At 70.0% G+C, this 14,930-nt stretch carries 12 protein-coding genes; 2 read left to right on the top strand and 10 right to left on the bottom strand.

Annotated features, from left to right (window positions below):
• Window positions 1-4: 4 nt before the first annotated feature.
• From ACFU6I_RS02995 to ACFU6I_RS02965, 7 genes are all read right to left on the bottom strand, one after another.
• Entirely contained in the window at window positions 5-1,309 is a 1,305-nt protein-coding gene (locus ACFU6I_RS02995) for an NtaA/DmoA family FMN-dependent monooxygenase (protein ID WP_384360697.1), read from the bottom strand.
• Window positions 1,306-2,373: an LLM class flavin-dependent oxidoreductase gene (locus ACFU6I_RS02990; protein ID WP_384360695.1), complete on the bottom strand. Its 1,068-nt coding sequence runs from the start codon at window positions 2,371-2,373 to the stop codon at window positions 1,306-1,308. The genes ACFU6I_RS02995 and ACFU6I_RS02990 overlap by 4 nt, the downstream gene beginning before the upstream one ends.
• Window positions 2,374-2,395: 22 nt before the next feature.
• Entirely contained in the window at window positions 2,396-3,370 is a 975-nt protein-coding gene (locus tag ACFU6I_RS02985) for an ABC transporter substrate-binding protein (RefSeq protein ID WP_384360693.1), read from the bottom strand.
• A 41-nt stretch (window positions 3,371-3,411) separates the two neighbouring features.
• Window positions 3,412-4,164 carry an amino acid ABC transporter ATP-binding protein gene (locus tag ACFU6I_RS02980; protein WP_384360902.1) on the bottom strand — a complete coding sequence of 251 codons (753 nt, stop codon included), beginning with the start codon at window positions 4,162-4,164 and terminating at the stop codon, window positions 3,412-3,414.
• A 41-nt stretch (window positions 4,165-4,205) separates the two neighbouring features.
• Window positions 4,206-5,123 (bottom strand): amino acid ABC transporter permease, encoded by a 918-nt coding sequence (locus tag ACFU6I_RS02975; protein WP_384360691.1) that lies wholly within the window; start codon window positions 5,121-5,123, stop codon window positions 4,206-4,208.
• Between the two features lie 68 nt (window positions 5,124-5,191).
• Window positions 5,192-7,042 carry an FAD/NAD(P)-binding protein gene (locus ACFU6I_RS02970; protein WP_384360689.1) on the bottom strand — a complete coding sequence of 617 codons (1,851 nt, stop codon included), beginning with the start codon at window positions 7,040-7,042 and terminating at the stop codon, window positions 5,192-5,194.
• A complete protein-coding gene (locus ACFU6I_RS02965) occupies window positions 7,039-7,938 on the bottom strand; it encodes an amino acid ABC transporter permease (RefSeq protein WP_384360687.1) in 900 nt (299 codons plus the stop codon). Before ACFU6I_RS02965 ends, ACFU6I_RS02970 begins: the two co-directional genes overlap by 4 nt.
• Window positions 7,939-8,444: 506 nt before the next feature.
• Here ACFU6I_RS02965 and ACFU6I_RS02960 point away from each other — a divergent pair.
• On the top strand, window positions 8,445-9,389 hold the full coding sequence (locus ACFU6I_RS02960) for an ABC transporter substrate-binding protein (protein ID WP_384360900.1): 945 nt from the start codon (window positions 8,445-8,447) through the stop codon (window positions 9,387-9,389).
• 33 nt (window positions 9,390-9,422) lie between these two features.
• Here the strand turns inward: ACFU6I_RS02960 and ACFU6I_RS02955 are convergent, their stop codons facing one another.
• Window positions 9,423-10,640, bottom strand: a complete 1,218-nt coding sequence (locus tag ACFU6I_RS02955) for a DUF5685 family protein (RefSeq protein ID WP_384360685.1) — start codon at window positions 10,638-10,640, stop codon at window positions 9,423-9,425.
• Between the two features lie 308 nt (window positions 10,641-10,948).
• On the opposite strand from ACFU6I_RS02955, the gene ACFU6I_RS02950 reads away from it, so the two are divergent.
• Complete coding sequence (locus ACFU6I_RS02950; protein WP_384360683.1) at window positions 10,949-11,389, top strand: cell division protein SepF; 441 nt, start codon at window positions 10,949-10,951, stop codon at window positions 11,387-11,389.
• Between the two features lie 41 nt (window positions 11,390-11,430).
• Here ACFU6I_RS02950 and ACFU6I_RS02945 read toward each other — a convergent pair whose 3' ends face one another.
• The gene (locus ACFU6I_RS02945) at window positions 11,431-12,663 is read right to left on the bottom strand and encodes an acyl-CoA dehydrogenase family protein (RefSeq protein WP_384360681.1); all 1,233 of its coding nucleotides are present in this window, start codon (window positions 12,661-12,663) and stop codon (window positions 11,431-11,433) included.
• Between the two features lie 73 nt (window positions 12,664-12,736).
• On the bottom strand, window positions 12,737-14,461 hold the full coding sequence (locus ACFU6I_RS02940; RefSeq protein WP_384360679.1) for an MFS transporter: 1,725 nt from the start codon (window positions 14,459-14,461) through the stop codon (window positions 12,737-12,739).
• Window positions 14,462-14,930 lie beyond the last annotated feature (469 nt).

Genomic DNA, 14,930 nt, shown 5'->3' with positions numbered 1-14,930 from the left:
GCGATCAACCTTTCCACACCGGCTCGGCCAGCCCGAGATGCGACCGCAGAGTGGGACCGGTGTATTCGGAGCGGAAGGCTCCGCGTTCTTGGAGGAGCGGGACGACCCGGTCGACGAAGTCGTCGAGGCCGCCCGGCGTGAGATGCGGTACGAGGATGAAACCGTCCGCCGCGCCGGTCGAGACGAACTCGATCAGTTCCGCCGCGACCGTCTCCGGGCTGCCGATGAACGACTGCCGGCCGGTGGTCTCGATCACCGTCTGCCGGATGGACAGCCCCTTGGCCTGCGACAGCGCGCGCCACCGGGCGGCCACCTCGAGCCGGTCACCGATCCTGACCCGGCCCTGCACCGGAGTCGAACCGGGGACCGGGTCGATCTCGGGGAGCGGCCCGTCGGGATCGTACGAGGAGAGGTCACGGCCCCAGATCTGCTCCAGGGCGAGGATCGCGTTCTGCGGGGAGATCTGCTGGAGCCGGATCTCGGCCGCACGCTCCTGTGCCTCGGCGTCGCTGTCGCCGAGGACGACGGTGACCCCGGGCATGATCTTCAGTTCGTCGGGTTCCCGGCCGTACTTCGCCAGCCTCGCCTTGACGTCGGCGTAGAACGCGCGGCCCGCCTCCAGCGTGCCGTGCCGGGTGAAGATGACGTCGGCGGCGGAAGCGGCGAACTCGCGGCCCTCCGCGGAGTCCCCGGCCTGGATGACGACCGGGTGCCCCTGCGGGGAGCGCGGGACGGTGAACTCGCCCTCGATGGTGAAGTGCTGTCCGTGGTGGTGGAAGGGGCGCGGTGTCCTGTCGGGAGTCCAGGTGTCCCACAGTTCGCGGGCGGTGGCGACGAACTCGGCGGCCCGGGTGTAGCGGTCGGCCCGGTCGAGGTAGCCGCCGCGCCGGAAGTTCTCCCCGGTGAAGGCGTCGGATGAGGTGACGACGTTCCAGGCGGCCCGGCCGGCGCTCAGGTGGTCGAGGGTGGCGAGCCGGCGTGCCAGTTCGTAGGGCTCGTTGAAGGTGGCGTTGACAGTCGCGGCGAGCCCGAGCCGGTCGGTGACGGCGGCCAGCGCGCTCAGCACCGTGAGGGACTCGGGACGGCCCACCACGTCCAGGTCGTGGATCCGCCCGTTGTGCTCGCGCAGCCGCAGCCCTTCCGCGAGGAAGAAGAAGTCGAACCTGCCGCGCTCCGCCGTGCGGGCGAGGTGCTCGAAGGAGGAGAAGTCGATCTGGCTCTTCGAGCGGGGATCGGCCCAGACGGTGGTGTTGTTCACGCCGGGGAAGTGGGCGGCGAGATGCATCTGCTTCTGTGTCGGTGCGGTCATGCTCGTCCCTCCGCGAGGGCGTATCGGTTGGCCGGCCGCGTCAGCCCAAGGTGCTCGCGGAGCGTTCCCCCGGGGTAGAAGGTGCGGAACAGACTGCGGTGCTGCAGCAGGGCCACGGTGCCGTTGACGATCCGTTCGAGATCGCGTGCGGGCGTGAGGGGTGTGAGGTGGAAGCCGTCGGCGGCTCCGCTCCGGTGCCACCGGCCGATGAGTTCGGCGAGGTCGACCGGGCCGCCGCGGTAGTACGAGCCCCCGGCGGCGAGCCGCGGTCCGCTCTCCGGACCGGGTTCGGGTGCGGTCTCGGCGTCCCCGAGATCCACGGTGAGCGCCACCAGCACCCGCAGGGCATCGGGGTCGCGGCCGTACGTCGCGGCACGGCGCCGTACCTCCGCCCGGATGCCGGCGGCCTGCTCGGGCGTGGTGGCCCGTACGAGCACGACATCGGCGTGGCGTGCGGCGGCGTCCTGGCTCGGTCCGCCCGTCCCGTCGATGACGGTGACCGGGTGGCCCTGCGGGGGCCTGGGCACGATGGCGGGTCCGCGGACGGTGAAGGTGGCGCCCTCGAAGTCGACGTGGTGCAGCTTGGCGCGGTCGATGAACCGCCCGGTGGCGACGTCACGGATCTCCGCGTCGTCCTCCCAGCTGTCCCAGAGCCGGGCGCCGGCCTCGGCGGTGTCGGCAGCCTCGCGCCACAGGTCCGCGGCGGGTTCGGCGGGCCGCCGGCCGAAGAGCCGGGCCTCGGCTCCGGTCGTCGACACCTCGGCGCTCCAGCCCGCCCGGCCGCGGCTCACCCAGTCCAGGGTGGCCACGGCGGACGAGACGTGGAACGGCTCGGTGTGGGTGGTGGTGACGGTCGGCACCAGCCCGATCCGGCGGGTGGTGGGCGCGACCCGGGAGAGCACGGCGAGCGCGTCGAGTCCGGGGCGGGCGAACGAGTCGCCGAGGGTGACGAAGTCGAGGGTCCCGCGCTCGGCCAGCTGGGCGAGCGAGGTGTAGTGCGGGGCGTCGTAGTGGGGCGGACCGCCGATCTCGGCGGCCAGATGAAGTGCGGTGGTGGCAGGCATGGCTGTGCGGACCTCTCGGGGCTCAGTTCTTGGGCTTGGGAAGGCCGGGCGGGTTGATCTCCGACTTCTCGACGGCCTCGTTGGAGAGCCCCCAGCGCTTCAGCACCCTGGCGTACGAGCCGTCCTCGATGATGTGGTCGATGGCGGCCGCGTACGCCTCGGCCAGGCCGCTGCCCTTCTTCGTGGTGGCGGCGATCTTCCCCTGGACCCCGTCGCCGCCGCCCGACAGCGTGCCGACGATCTCGGACTGACCGGCTGACGCGACGTGGTAGTTGGCGGACGGACTGGGGCCGAGGTAGGCGTCGATCCGGCCGGACTGGAGCGCCAGGTAGTAGTCGGTGTCCTTCTGGAAGTACTTGATGTCGACGGGCTTGCGTCCGGCCTTCTCGTTCTGTTCGCTCCAGTCGACGAGGATCTTCTCCTGGTTGGTGCCGGACGAGACGGCGATGGTCCTCCCCGCCACGTCCTTCGGGCCCTTCACCTTCCAGCCGGAGCCCTTCTTCGCCTCGAAGGCGATGTTGTCGAGTCGGTAGGTCGCGAAGTCGTACTTCTCCTTGCGCTCCTCGGTGACCGTGACGTTCGACAGGACCCCGTCGAACTTGGAGCTGTCGAGGCCGACGAAGAGGTTCTCCCAGGAGACCTGCTCGAACTGCGGCTTCAGCCCGAGCGTGTCGGCGATCAGAGTCGCTATGTCGATCTCGGAGCCGATCCGGGTCCTGTCGTCCGTGGCGTAGAAGCCGAGCGGCGGGGACGCGTCGGCGCTCGCGCCCAGTCGCAGCGTGCCGCGTTCACGGACCGCCTTCGGCACCTTCGCCGCGACGGCGTCGACCTTCCTGCCTCTGATCCGGTGCTGGTCGGGCCCGATGTTGATGCCGGTGCCCTTCTGCCCCTTCGGCTTGATCTCGTCGGTGGCGGCGTCGCTGGTACCGCAGGCGGTGAGCAGCCCCGCGGCGGTGAGGGTGGCGAGCGCTGCGGCGAGGGTGCGGCGGACGGACACGTGCGTACTCCTTGGAGGAAGGGCGGTGGAGGGCATGGGGGTCACAGGACCTTGGAGAGAAAAGCGCGGGTGCGTGGGTTGTCCGGGCGGTCGAGTACGTCGGCGGGGGCGCCCTGCTCGACGATCCGGCCCTCGTCCATGAAGACGACGGTGTCGGCGACCTCGCGGGCGAAGCCGATCTCGTGCGTGACGACGATCATCGTGGTGCCGCCACGCGCCAAGTCCTTGATGACATCGAGGACTTCGCCGACCAGTTCGGGGTCGAGCGCCGAGGTCGGCTCGTCGAAGAGCAGCAGCTTCGGTTCCAGGGCCAGCGCGCGGGCGATGGCGACCCGCTGCTGCTGCCCGCCGGAGAGCTGCTTGGGGTACGCCCCCGCCTTGTCGGCGAGCCCGACCCTGGCGAGGAGCTTCTCGGCGGCGGCGACGGCGTCCTTGCGGGGGCGTCCCAGTGCGGAGACCGGCGCCTCGATGATGTTCTCCAGGACCGTGAGGTGCGGGAAGAGGTTGAAGTTCTGGAAGACGAAGCCGATCCGGGTGCGCTGGCGCAGGACCTCGCGCTCGCGGAGCTCGTACAGCTTGTTGCCGTCCCTGCGGTAGCCGACAAGGGTGCCGTCGACGCTGATCCAGCCTTGGTCGACCTTCTCCAGGTGGTTGATGGTGCGCAGCAGCGTTGACTTGCCGGAGCCGGACGGGCCGAGGACCACGGTCACTTCTCCGGCGCGTACGGACAGGTCGATGCCGCGCAGGACTTCGAGGGTGCCGAAGCTCTTGTGCACGGCGCGGATCTCGACCATGGCGTCCGGGGTGTCGGTGGTGGTGTCCTTCGTGGTGCTGCTCATCGCGCGGCCCCCTTGGCGTAGTGACGTTCGACGTAGTGCTGGAGGACGGAGAGCGCGGTGGTCAGGAGGATGTACCAGACGGTGGCGACCATGAGCAGGGGCACGACCCTGCCGTTGCGCCCGTAGACGACCTGGACCTGGTAGAAGAGCTCGCCGATCGCCATCACCGAGACGATCGAGGTGCCTTTGAAGAGCGAGATGATCTCGTTGGCGGCGTTCGGCAGGATGGAACGCATCGCCTGCGGCAGCACGATCCGCCGCAGCTGCCGGTACCGAGGGATCCCGAGGGCGGCCGCCGCCTCCAACTGACCGCTGTCCACAGCGAGTACACCGCCGCGCACGATCTCCGCCGCGTATGCGGCCTGATGCAGGGCGAGTCCGAGGACGGCCGCGCTCATGGCACCGACGAGGTTCATCGTGTCGAAGGAGAAGAAGCCGGGCCCGAAGGGGATGCCGAACTGCAACTCCTTGTAGAGATAGGCGAGGTTGAACCAGAAGAGCAACTGGACGATGAGCGGGATGGAGCGGAACGCCCAGATGTACGCGTAGGCGACCGCGCTGAGGAACGGGCTGGTCGACAGGCGCATGAAGGCGAGCACGATGCCGAGCGCGAAGCCCAGAACCGTTCCGTAGAAGGTCAGTTGGAGGGTGACCCCGACGGCCTTGAGAATGATCTCGGTGGTGAAGAAGCGGGCGAAGACGTCCCACTCCCAGCCGGGGTTGGTGACCAGGCCGTGCAGGAACTGGGCGAGCAGGACGGCGGTGGCGGCGACCGCGACCCAGCGCCACGGGTGGCGTACGGGGACGACGGTGAGCGCACCGTGGTCGACGCCGCCATCCGTATCGGTACCGGTTCCGGTATCGGTGTGCGGACCGGTCGGCCGGTCGAGGGGTGGATCGCTGGTGAGCGACATGGGAGTCCTTGGGGTGCGGGCGATGGGGCGACGGAGTACGGGGGTACGAGGCCGCGACGGCGTCGGGGTCAGGCGCTGAGGCGATCGCTGCCGCCGCTACAGAGCAGGTCGCGGAGGAACGTGAGCGCCGTGCGGGCGGTGGCGTCGTTCTGTCGGAACGCCGGGCCGCCGGTGCGCGGCCGGGTGAAGGCGCCGCTCGCCCGTGCGGTGGTGTGAGGACCGAGGGCGAAGCGGCGGGGGTGGGGGCGTCCGTCGCGGCCCAGGATCCGGCCGTCGTCGGGGTGGACGGAGAGCAGTCCGGTGGCGGTGGCGGCGGCCCCGTCCTCGTACAGCGCCTGAAGGATCGGGCTGCGGGTGCGTTCCAGGGACGGCTCCGGCAGCCGGGCCTCGACGAGTGCGCGGGCCTCGATCCACTCCCCCGGCACGGTGGCGCCGCCGGCCCGGAAGATGCCGCGCTCCTCGTCCGCCTCGACGGTCGTTCCGGCGCCGAGGAAGCGGACGACACCGGCCCGGGAGAGGGCGAGCAGCTGGTGCAGCCGGGGGCCCGGCGGGCCGGATGCGAGGTAGCTGAAGAAGCCGTGCCACCAGCTCCCGATGTCGCCGAGCCGCATCAACTGCCCGTAGGCGGTCAGCAGCCCGAGGAAAACGGCGAGGTCCTCGCTGTGGGCGGGGTCGTGGCGACGGTCGAGGTCGGCGGTGATGTAGTCGCGCAGTCCTTGCTGCAGTGCGTCGTACGACGGGTAGCGCACTTTGTCCAGGGGGCGGTCGAGCGCGTCGAGGTCGAGCCGGTCGGCGGGGTCGGGAACCGCGGCGGCAATGAGGGCGTGCAGTTCGGGGCTGTCCGGGTCGGCAGCCACGTACTTCTCCTCGAAGACCGGCCAGTCGACCGTCGTGCGCTCGGCATGGGCGGTGAAGAGCCGGTGGTAGTGGGCATACCCGAGCTCTTTGTCGACAAGTGGCCATACATCGCGCCGGAAGTCGAGCGGCTCGGACCGGCTCAGCAGCTCCTCCGTCCGGTCCGGGCCGAGGAAGCGCGGCAGCGGCGGACGTTCGCCCTGCCAGCCGTAGCCGATCTTCGAGTGGTACGGGACTCCGCGCCGCGACCCGACGTACAGCACGGGCTCCTTGCCCGAGGGCAGGTACGCGCCGTTCTCGTACCGTCCGCCGCGCCCCTCGGTGAGGAGCACCATCAGATCGATGAAGGCGAGCCCGAAGCCCCGGACGATGACCGGTTCGCCCGCCTGCAGGACCGAGAGATCACTGTCGGCGGTGAAGTCGGGCGGCAGGTGGACGAGCCCGTGCCGCTCCGCGAACTCCGCAAGTTCGACGTGCTCGGGGGCCGGTTCGGCATCGAGGTGGCCGATGGTGAGCACGACGAGGTCGGCCGTCAGCGGTTCGTCGCGCCCCTGCAGCCAGACGCGCTGCCGGCCGCCACGCGGACCGGCGACGCGCAGGGCGCGGCCGCGGTGCTCGTGCACGGTGATGCCCTGCGGGAGCGCGGACACCGCCTGCTCGTACACCCAGCCCAGATAGGCACTCTGCAGCCGCCTGCTGGGGAAGTCCTGGCCACCCAATGCCCTTATCTCAGCCAGGAGTTCAGGTTCCGCCCGGACAGTGACCCGCCCATCGCGGACGTCCGCCGCCCAGGCGTGCAGTGCGGGCCCCGGCCGTATCGGTCCCTCCTGCTGGACCGTGTCGTCGGTGAACATGGTGACGTCCTCGGCCATGGAGTTCATCCACAGCAGCGGGGACTGGTCGCGCCGCCAGATCCGGCCGCCGCCGGGCGGGTATGGATCGACGAGATGGATGTCGAGCTGCCGGCCCTCGTACAGCTCGGGGGCGTTGGCGGCGATGCGCTCGACGAGGCCGGTGCCGCGCGGTCCGGCGCCGACCACCACGAGGGTGGGCCGCTCGCTCATCGGGCACCCGCCGTGCCGCGCGCGTAGTGCCGTTCGATGTAGTGCTGGCCGATGCCGAGCAGCGAGGTGACGGCCACGTACCAGAGGGTGGCGACCAGCAGCAACGGGATGACCTGGTAGGTGCGGTGGTACACGAGCTGTACCGAGTACAGCAGGTCCTGCACGGCGATGACGCTGACGATCGAGGTGCCCTTGAGGGTGCCGATCAGCATGTTCCCGGCGGGCGGGACGATGGACCGCATCGCCTGCGGCAGCACGATCCTGCGCAACCGACGCCAGGCACCGAGACCCAGCGACTGGGCGGCCTCGATCTGCCCGCGCTCGACGGAGAGGATGCCGCCGCGGACGACCTCCGCCGCGTAGGCGGCCTCATGGAGGGTGAGCCCGATGACGGCGACCGTGACGGGCCCGAGGAGGTTGACCGTACGGACGCCGAGGATCTGCGGGTAGAGCGCTCCGATGTTGAACCAGAAGAGCAGCTGGACCAGGATCGGAGTGGATCTGAAAAGCCATGTGTAGCCCCAACTGACCGCTTGGAGAACACGGTTGGTGGAGAGCCTGAGTACGGCCAGCAGTGTTCCGAGGGCGAAGCCGAGCACCATGACGAGCGCCGTCAGCCAGAGGGTGAGACCGAGACCGCGCAGGACCGATGCGGTGGTGAAGTAGTCGCCGACGACATCCCACTGGAAGGCGTCGTTGCGGATGACCGAGCTCAGCGCCAGGGCAAGAAGCACCAGGGCCGCAACGGCCGCCGTCCACTGGCCGGTTCGGCGCACCGGGACGATCCGCAGCTGTTCGGCGTCATGGCCCGTGCCGTTGCGCTTCGAGAGCGGGACGGGGCCCTTCGGGAGTGGGGCCGGACGTGGTTGAGGGAATGCATCTGTCTGCGCAGACATGCGAAGGCTCCGTGGATGCAGAGATCGAACACGGGACGTGCCTTCACGCACAACACAACGCGGACCGGGCCCCTCAGCGCGATCCGTCTCCGAGATAAGCCTTGTTCACGACGCGCTGTCAAGCTTGTCCACACTGTGAGCCGTACGTCTCACCTCGGTTGACGGACCACGGATCGCCTGTTCCACTGGGGCCATGCATTCGCAGCAGTGGCTGGTCAAGCGCTCCCACATCGACTTCGGTCGCGTGTGGTCCTCTTCCTGTTGAGCTGACCCCCTGCGGTTCCTCGCTTCCGTGCCTCGCGCCCTGTCCGGCGCCTGAGCACCGTTCCCTGCGTGTCTTCGCGTACACAACATCGCTGCACCCTCCCCTCGCCTGATCGCTCTTCGCCGTTCGCTGTTCCGGACGCCGTCCGCTCTTCCTTCGCCCCGACCGTGGCCGTGCTGCCGTGGCGTGTGCTTTCGCGCTGCCCGACTGCCTGTTCACGGTCGACGACCCGGAGAACCTCATGCCCCGTACCCGGCACACCGCTGCCTTCGCGCTGATCACCGTTGCCTCCCTTGCTCTCACCGCGTGCGGGTCGGGCGACCCCGCGGCCGCACCGGCCGGCGCGGCCGGGACCGCCGCCGCCAAGGGGAAGGTCCCCACGCAGGACGTCGTGTCCTCGGTGAGGAAGAACCGGGCCGCGGCAGCGCTGCTCCCCGCCGGTGTCCGCGCCTCCGGCACACTGACCATTGCCTCCAGCGTCGGCTCGCCGCCGGGCGCCACCTATCTGCCGGACGGGAGGACCGTGGCCGGTACCGACATCGACATCGCGGACGCCGCTGCCAGGGCGCTGGGGCTCAGGCTGAAGCGCGAGACAGCCGCCTTCGAGGCGATCCTGCCCGCTCTGGACAGCGGGAAGTACAACCTGGGGACCGGGAACTTCGGGGTCACCGACGAGCGGCGCAGGACGATCGACTTCGTCACGTACCTCAATGACGGGCAGGGCTTCGCGGTCCGGGACGACAGCAAGCTGACGAAGGTCACCGATCTCACCCAGCTCTGCGGCCTGACCGTGGGCACCGCCGCGGGCACCACGTTCGAAGTGACGCTGGAGGAGAACAGACACCGGTGCGCCGACGCGGGCAAGAAGCCGTACGACGTGAAGACCTACTCCGATCCGGGAGCCATCTGGGCCTCGCTCCAGCAGGGTCGCAGCGACGTGGTGATGTCGACCATCAACGGGTTGCGCTACGCGGTGGGCCAACAGGAGGGCGTGCGCTTCCTCAACGAGTTCAAGCGGCTCGACGTCGGCTTCGCGTTCAAGAAGGGCACTCCGCTGGCCCCCGCTTTTCAGGCAGCGGTCAACGGGCTCAAGGCCGACGGGACGTACGACCGCATCCTGGAGAAGTGGGGCATCGGCGCGTCGGCGATCGAGACCTCGCAGATCTCACCGCCCGAGATCAAGTGACCCGGGGCTGCTGAGCCGCGCCCGAGGCGTGGCTCAGCAGTCGCACCCGCAGTCGCAGTCGCAGCAGTCGCAGTTGCTGCAGCAGTCGGCGCAGTTGCTGCAGCAGTCGCAGGCATCGCAGCAGTCGCATTGGCTGCACAGACCCTCACGGCGCTGCCGGCTCCACGGGTCCTCGAAGGTCCCGCAGCACATCTGACAGGTGCAGGCGAGTCCCGCCCACACCAGACAGCCCGCGATCAGCCCGCGCCGGTCGCGCGGCGGCTCCGGCGGGGGCGACGGCGGGCCGAACGGGCTGCCGGGGGCGTTCGGTGCGTACGGATTGCCGGGCGGCGGCCCGAAGGACCCGGTGACGCCGTGTCCACCGGCCCGCTGCGCATCCGCCTGATGGGAGCAGGTCTCCGTGGCGAACGCGCGGTCCACCGACCGGCGCAGTTCATGCACGAGCAGCACATGCGCCAGCTTGTCGTCGGTGAATTCGACGTCGCGCAGCGCCAGCCGTACGCCGCGCAGCGCGTCGTCGCACAGCCTCCTGGCCTCGGCGCGCGAGGTACCGGTGGCGGTGAGCGGGTTCCAGGCGCCCGAAACCGTGTCAGCTTCCTGGTCCTCCACGGCATCCAGCAGATGGGCCAGCCGCCCGAAGAGCCGCCCGGCCTCGGCGAGCGGCTCGGCGTTCCGCGGCTTGCCCGCGAGTACGGCGGTGTGGGCGAAGGCCGCCGCGGTGGCCGTCTCGGTGGGCTCGGTGACCGTCAGCAGCGGGGTGCCGAGCCCTGCGAGCCGCTCGATGCCGGTCTGCCGATCGACGGCGTCGACGAGGACCGCGGTGTCGAAGCCCAGCTGTGCCCCGGTGCGCGCCCCGGCCCTGTCCCAGCCCGCGGCGACCCGGCGGGCGGCTGCGGCGACCGGGCGGCGCTTCAACAGCCCGTCCCGGTCGGCGACGTGGTCCCGCACCTTTGCCGAGGCCAGCACCAGCGAGACGGCGGCGGCGAGCCTGGCACCCTCGCCGCGGGCGACCGGCGCGGTCCGCATGGCGCGCAGCGGGCAGGGACCCGCGGTGCGCCACCGGCCCGTGGTGCGCTCCGCCTGAGCCTCCGTCAGGACCGAGACGATCAGGCCGTCGTAGTTCGTGACGATCCGGGCGAACTGACCGTGGTCCGAGCGAAGTGCGAGACAGAGCCCGCAGAGATGAGCCATCCACGCGGTCCTGAGCCCCTCGGACAACCGATGGGTGCAGGGCCTGACTATTCCGAACACGACAATCCCCCGAGAGCCGTTCAGTCATGCGCAGCGCTCGTGCGGGTGCGCGACGGGCATCGTATCGAGTGACCCGTTCACCCGTACGTCCTCCGTGTCACCCGTACGGGCCGGAGCATCATATTTTCTTTTCCCCAGGGGTCCAATACGGGAGGAACCTTGACGAATCGCCAGATCTTCTGCACCAGTAACGTCACGAATCGCCTGCGCGCCGACTATCCACTTGGCGCACGATCCGCATCATGGTCGACCATAGGGATACGAAAGAGATGCGGAACACCAAGGAACCGCGGTGAGAGGAGGCGTCCATGGGATCGGTGCGCAAGGCGAGTGCCTGGCTGGGCCTCGTGGAGGACAACGACGAGCGTTACTACGACGACGAGTACGCCGAGGGTGCAAGGACCGGGACCGGCAATGCCTGGGTGACCGATCCACGGGTGCAGGTGGTCTCCGAGGCTGCCGAGGAGACGGGCCGCCGGATCGCCACGGTCACCCCGGACAGCTTCCGGGACGCGCGCGCCATCGGCGAGCTCTTCCGGGACGGCGTCCCGGTGATCATCAACCTCACGGCCATGGACCCTGCCGACGCGAAGCGTGTCGTGGACTTCGCCGCGGGGCTGATCTTCGGACTGCGCGGTTCGATCGACCGCGTGGCCACCCGGGTCTTCCTGCTGACCCCGGCCGACACCCGGGTACTCAACGGCGAAGCCGTCGGCCGACCGGCCGACGGCTTCTTCAACCAGAGCTGAGCAGGGCGCTCGCCGGATCGGTCCGGCCGACGTCCCCCGTTCTACCGGAATGCGTCCAGGCCGGTGAGCGCCTTGCCCAGCACCAGCTGGTGCATCTCCACGGTGCCCTCGTACGTGAGCACCGACTCCAGATTCGTCGCATGCCGCATCACCGGGTATTCGAGCGAGATCCCGTTGGCGCCGAGGATCGTGCGCGAGGTGCGGCAGATCTCGATGGCCTCCCGCACATTGTTGAGCTTTCCGAAACTGACCTGTTCCGGGCGGAGCCTGCCCGCGTCCAGCCGACGGCCCAGATGGTGGGCGAGCAGGATGCCCTTGTGCAGTTCGACGGCCATGTCCGCGAGCTTGGCCTGAGTGAGCTGGAAACCACCGATCGGCCTGCCGAACTGTTCCCGGGTCCTCGCGTAGTCGACCGCCGCCTCGAAGCTGGACCGCGCCGCACCCATAGCCCCCCAGACGATGCCGTAGCGGGCATGGCTGAGACAGCTGAGCGGTCCGCGCAGGCCGGTTACCCCGGGGAGTACGGCGTCGGCGGGCAGCCGTACCTCGTCGAGGACCAGCTCGCTGGTGACCGAGGCACGCAGCGACCACTTGTGCTTGATCTCGGGCGCGGAGAAGCCGGGGGTGTCCGTCGGCACGACGAAGCCGCGGATGCCGCTGCCGCCGCCGCCCTCGTCGGTCTGCGCCCAGACGACGGCGACCCCGGCCACGGAGCCGTTGGTGATCCACATCTTGCGGCCGCTGAGCACCCAGTCTCCCCCGCTCCCGGCTCCGACGCGCTTGGCGTGCATCCGCATCCCGGCCGGGTCGGAGCCGTGATCCGGCTCGGTGAGGCCGAAGCAGCCGATGATCTCGCCGGCCGCCATGCCTGGCAACCACTGCTGCTTCTGCTCCTCGGAACCGAAGCGGTGAATGGCGTACATGGCGAGGGAGCCCTGCACGGAGACGAGAGAGCGGATCCCGGAGTCCGCCGCTTCGAGCTCCAGGCAGGCCAGTCCGTACTGGACGGCGGTGGCGCCCGCGCAGCCGTATCCCTGCAGGGACATGCCGAGGGCGCCGATCGAGCCGAGTTCGCGGGCGAGCTCACGGATGCCGGGCAGCTCGCCGTTCTCGTACCACTCGGCAATGTGCGGCAGGATCCGGTCGGCGGCCCAGGCGCGGACGGTGGAGCGGATCGCGAGGTCCTCGGGGTCGAGCAGATCGTCGATGCCGATCGGGTCGCCGGGGTCGAAGGGCGGGAGCTTCGACGGCTTCGCGGGAGATGGGGTGGACATGAGGGCGCCTCCGGCGGCTCGCACGATACTAAAACTAGCAGTGTTAGTTATGGCGTCGTGCTGACGTTACGGCTCAGCGTGCCGCGCGTCCAGAGCCGGTGGCCTCGGCGGGTCGCCGCCGGGCGGGCACCGAAAGGGGCCCGTTCGGCAGGCCCTGGACCGGGGCGCCCTGGGGAGCAGGGAACGCGCGAGGCCCTCGCGACTCCACGACCACGGCCGCCTCGGCGGCTTCGCGGGGTTCGCAGATCTCCACCGGCGGGCACTCCATCACCCGCGGCAGTCGCAGCGCGGCGAGCGCGCCCACCAGCAGCAGACCCGCACTGACCAGCAGCGTGACATGCAGCCCGTCGATGAAGGCATGCCGGGCCGCGCTCCGCAGCACCCCGCCCAGCGGACCGCCCAGCTGCGAGGCGACCTGATAGGCCTCGCCCAGTGAGTGAGAGGCGGCGGCGGACGCCTCGGCGGGGACCCCCGCTCCGGAGAGCTTGGCCAGTCCGGGCGTGTAGGCGGCGTTCATGACGCTGCCCAGCAGGGCGATTCCCATGCCCGCACCCAGCTGGTACGAGGTTTCGCCGATGGCCGCCGCGCCACCCGCCCGGTCCGCCGGGGCCTCGCTGAGCATCGATTCGTACGCCCCGAAGAGCGTGGACTGGAGCCCGAAGCCGAGCACGACGAACGCCACGGTCAGCAGGACGGGCCGGTCGTGCTGCCCCATCAGGGTCAGGATCAGCACCGAGGCGGCGGTGAGCACGAAGCCCCAGCCGACCATCCGGCGCGGCCCGACCCGGCGCAGGGTGTACGAGCCGGTCGCGCCCGCGGCCATCGCGGCGAAGGTGAGCGGCAGCAGCCGCAGGCCGGTCTCCAGGGGGCTGAGGCCCAGAACCAGCTGCAGATACTGGACGGCGATCAGTTCCAGACCGACCAGGGCCAGCATGGCGAGGACGATGCAGCCGACCGCGGTGGAGAACGCGGGCCGCGCGAACATCGCGATGTCGATCAGTGGATGCGTACGGCGCTTCTGCCGACGGACGAACGCGACGAGCAGCGCCGCCCCGAGCAGCAGCGGTACGAGGGTGGCGGGGCCGAAGACGCCCCCGCCGGTGCCCGCGCGCTTCACACCGAGGACCACCCCGAGCACTCCGGCCGCGGCCATCAGCGCGCCGAGCACATCCCAGGGGCCGTCGTCGCTGCCCCGCGATTCGGGCAGCAGCAACCGGCCGATCGGCAGGATCAGCGCCATCAGCGGGATGTTGATCAGAAAGACCGAGCCCCACCAGAAGTGCTCCACGAGGAAGCCGCCGATGACCGGTCCGGTGGCCGCGCCGACGGCGGCGACCGCGGTCCACACCCCGATGGCGACGGCTCGCTCGCGCCGGTCGGGGAAGACCTGGCGGAGGATGGAGAGCGTCGCGGGCATGATCATCGCGCCGCCGACACCCAGCAGGGCGCGCGCCGCTATCAGTACGCCGGGACTGTCCGCCACCGCGGCGATCGCGGAGGCCACACCGAAGAGCGCGTAGCCGAGCAGCAGGATGCGGCGGCGGCCGACCCGGTCACCGAGGGTGCCGAAGAGGATCAGCAGCGAGGCGCAGACCAGCGGATAGGCGTCCACGATCCACAGCAGACCGACGGCGCTGGGCCGCAGATCCTCGGTGACGGCGGGTACGGCGACGTGGAGCACCGTCGCGTCGAGCGCCACGAGCAACAGACTGAGGCAGAGGACGACCAGGACGACCCATCGATTGGCACCGTCGGCGGCTGCGCGCAGCCGGAATCGGGCTGTGGTCGTCCCGGACATGCATGTACCTCCCAAAGGTCCCTCGCGCTCGGCAGGCCAACCGGGGAAGCAGCGTGCACTGCCCCTCCAGGCCCGGCATCGACGGGCGAGTGATCCGTCAGCGTACGCGAGTTCGACGTGGCCACACGTGGTCGATCTCATACCCCGACAGGTCGTGAGGTGTGGCGTACGCCACGCCAGTCCCTCCGCCGGCTCCGCGCCCGACCGGCCCCGGCATCGACTCGTGACCGTTCCGTGACCGGCCGGGCACCGTCCGTCCACCCACCCATCACGGCCGGAGAAATGGATACCTGCACCGCTCGCCATTTATTCGGAGATACTCAAACACTCATCCGAAATAAGCACGGAAGAAATAGAGCACCAGGCCATCGCGATTCACTGGCGGGTCCGAAATATTGACCTGTCTGAGACATAGTCCACATCACATCGTCATCACAAAGCGGCCCGAACGACCGGATCAGGCACTCAC

It is taken from the genome of Streptomyces sp. NPDC057486 (assembly GCF_042802415.1).
GTDB lineage: Bacteria > Actinomycetota > Actinomycetes > Streptomycetales > Streptomycetaceae > Streptomyces > Streptomyces yanii.
This window is presented reverse-complemented; position numbering and strand designations above follow the sequence as displayed.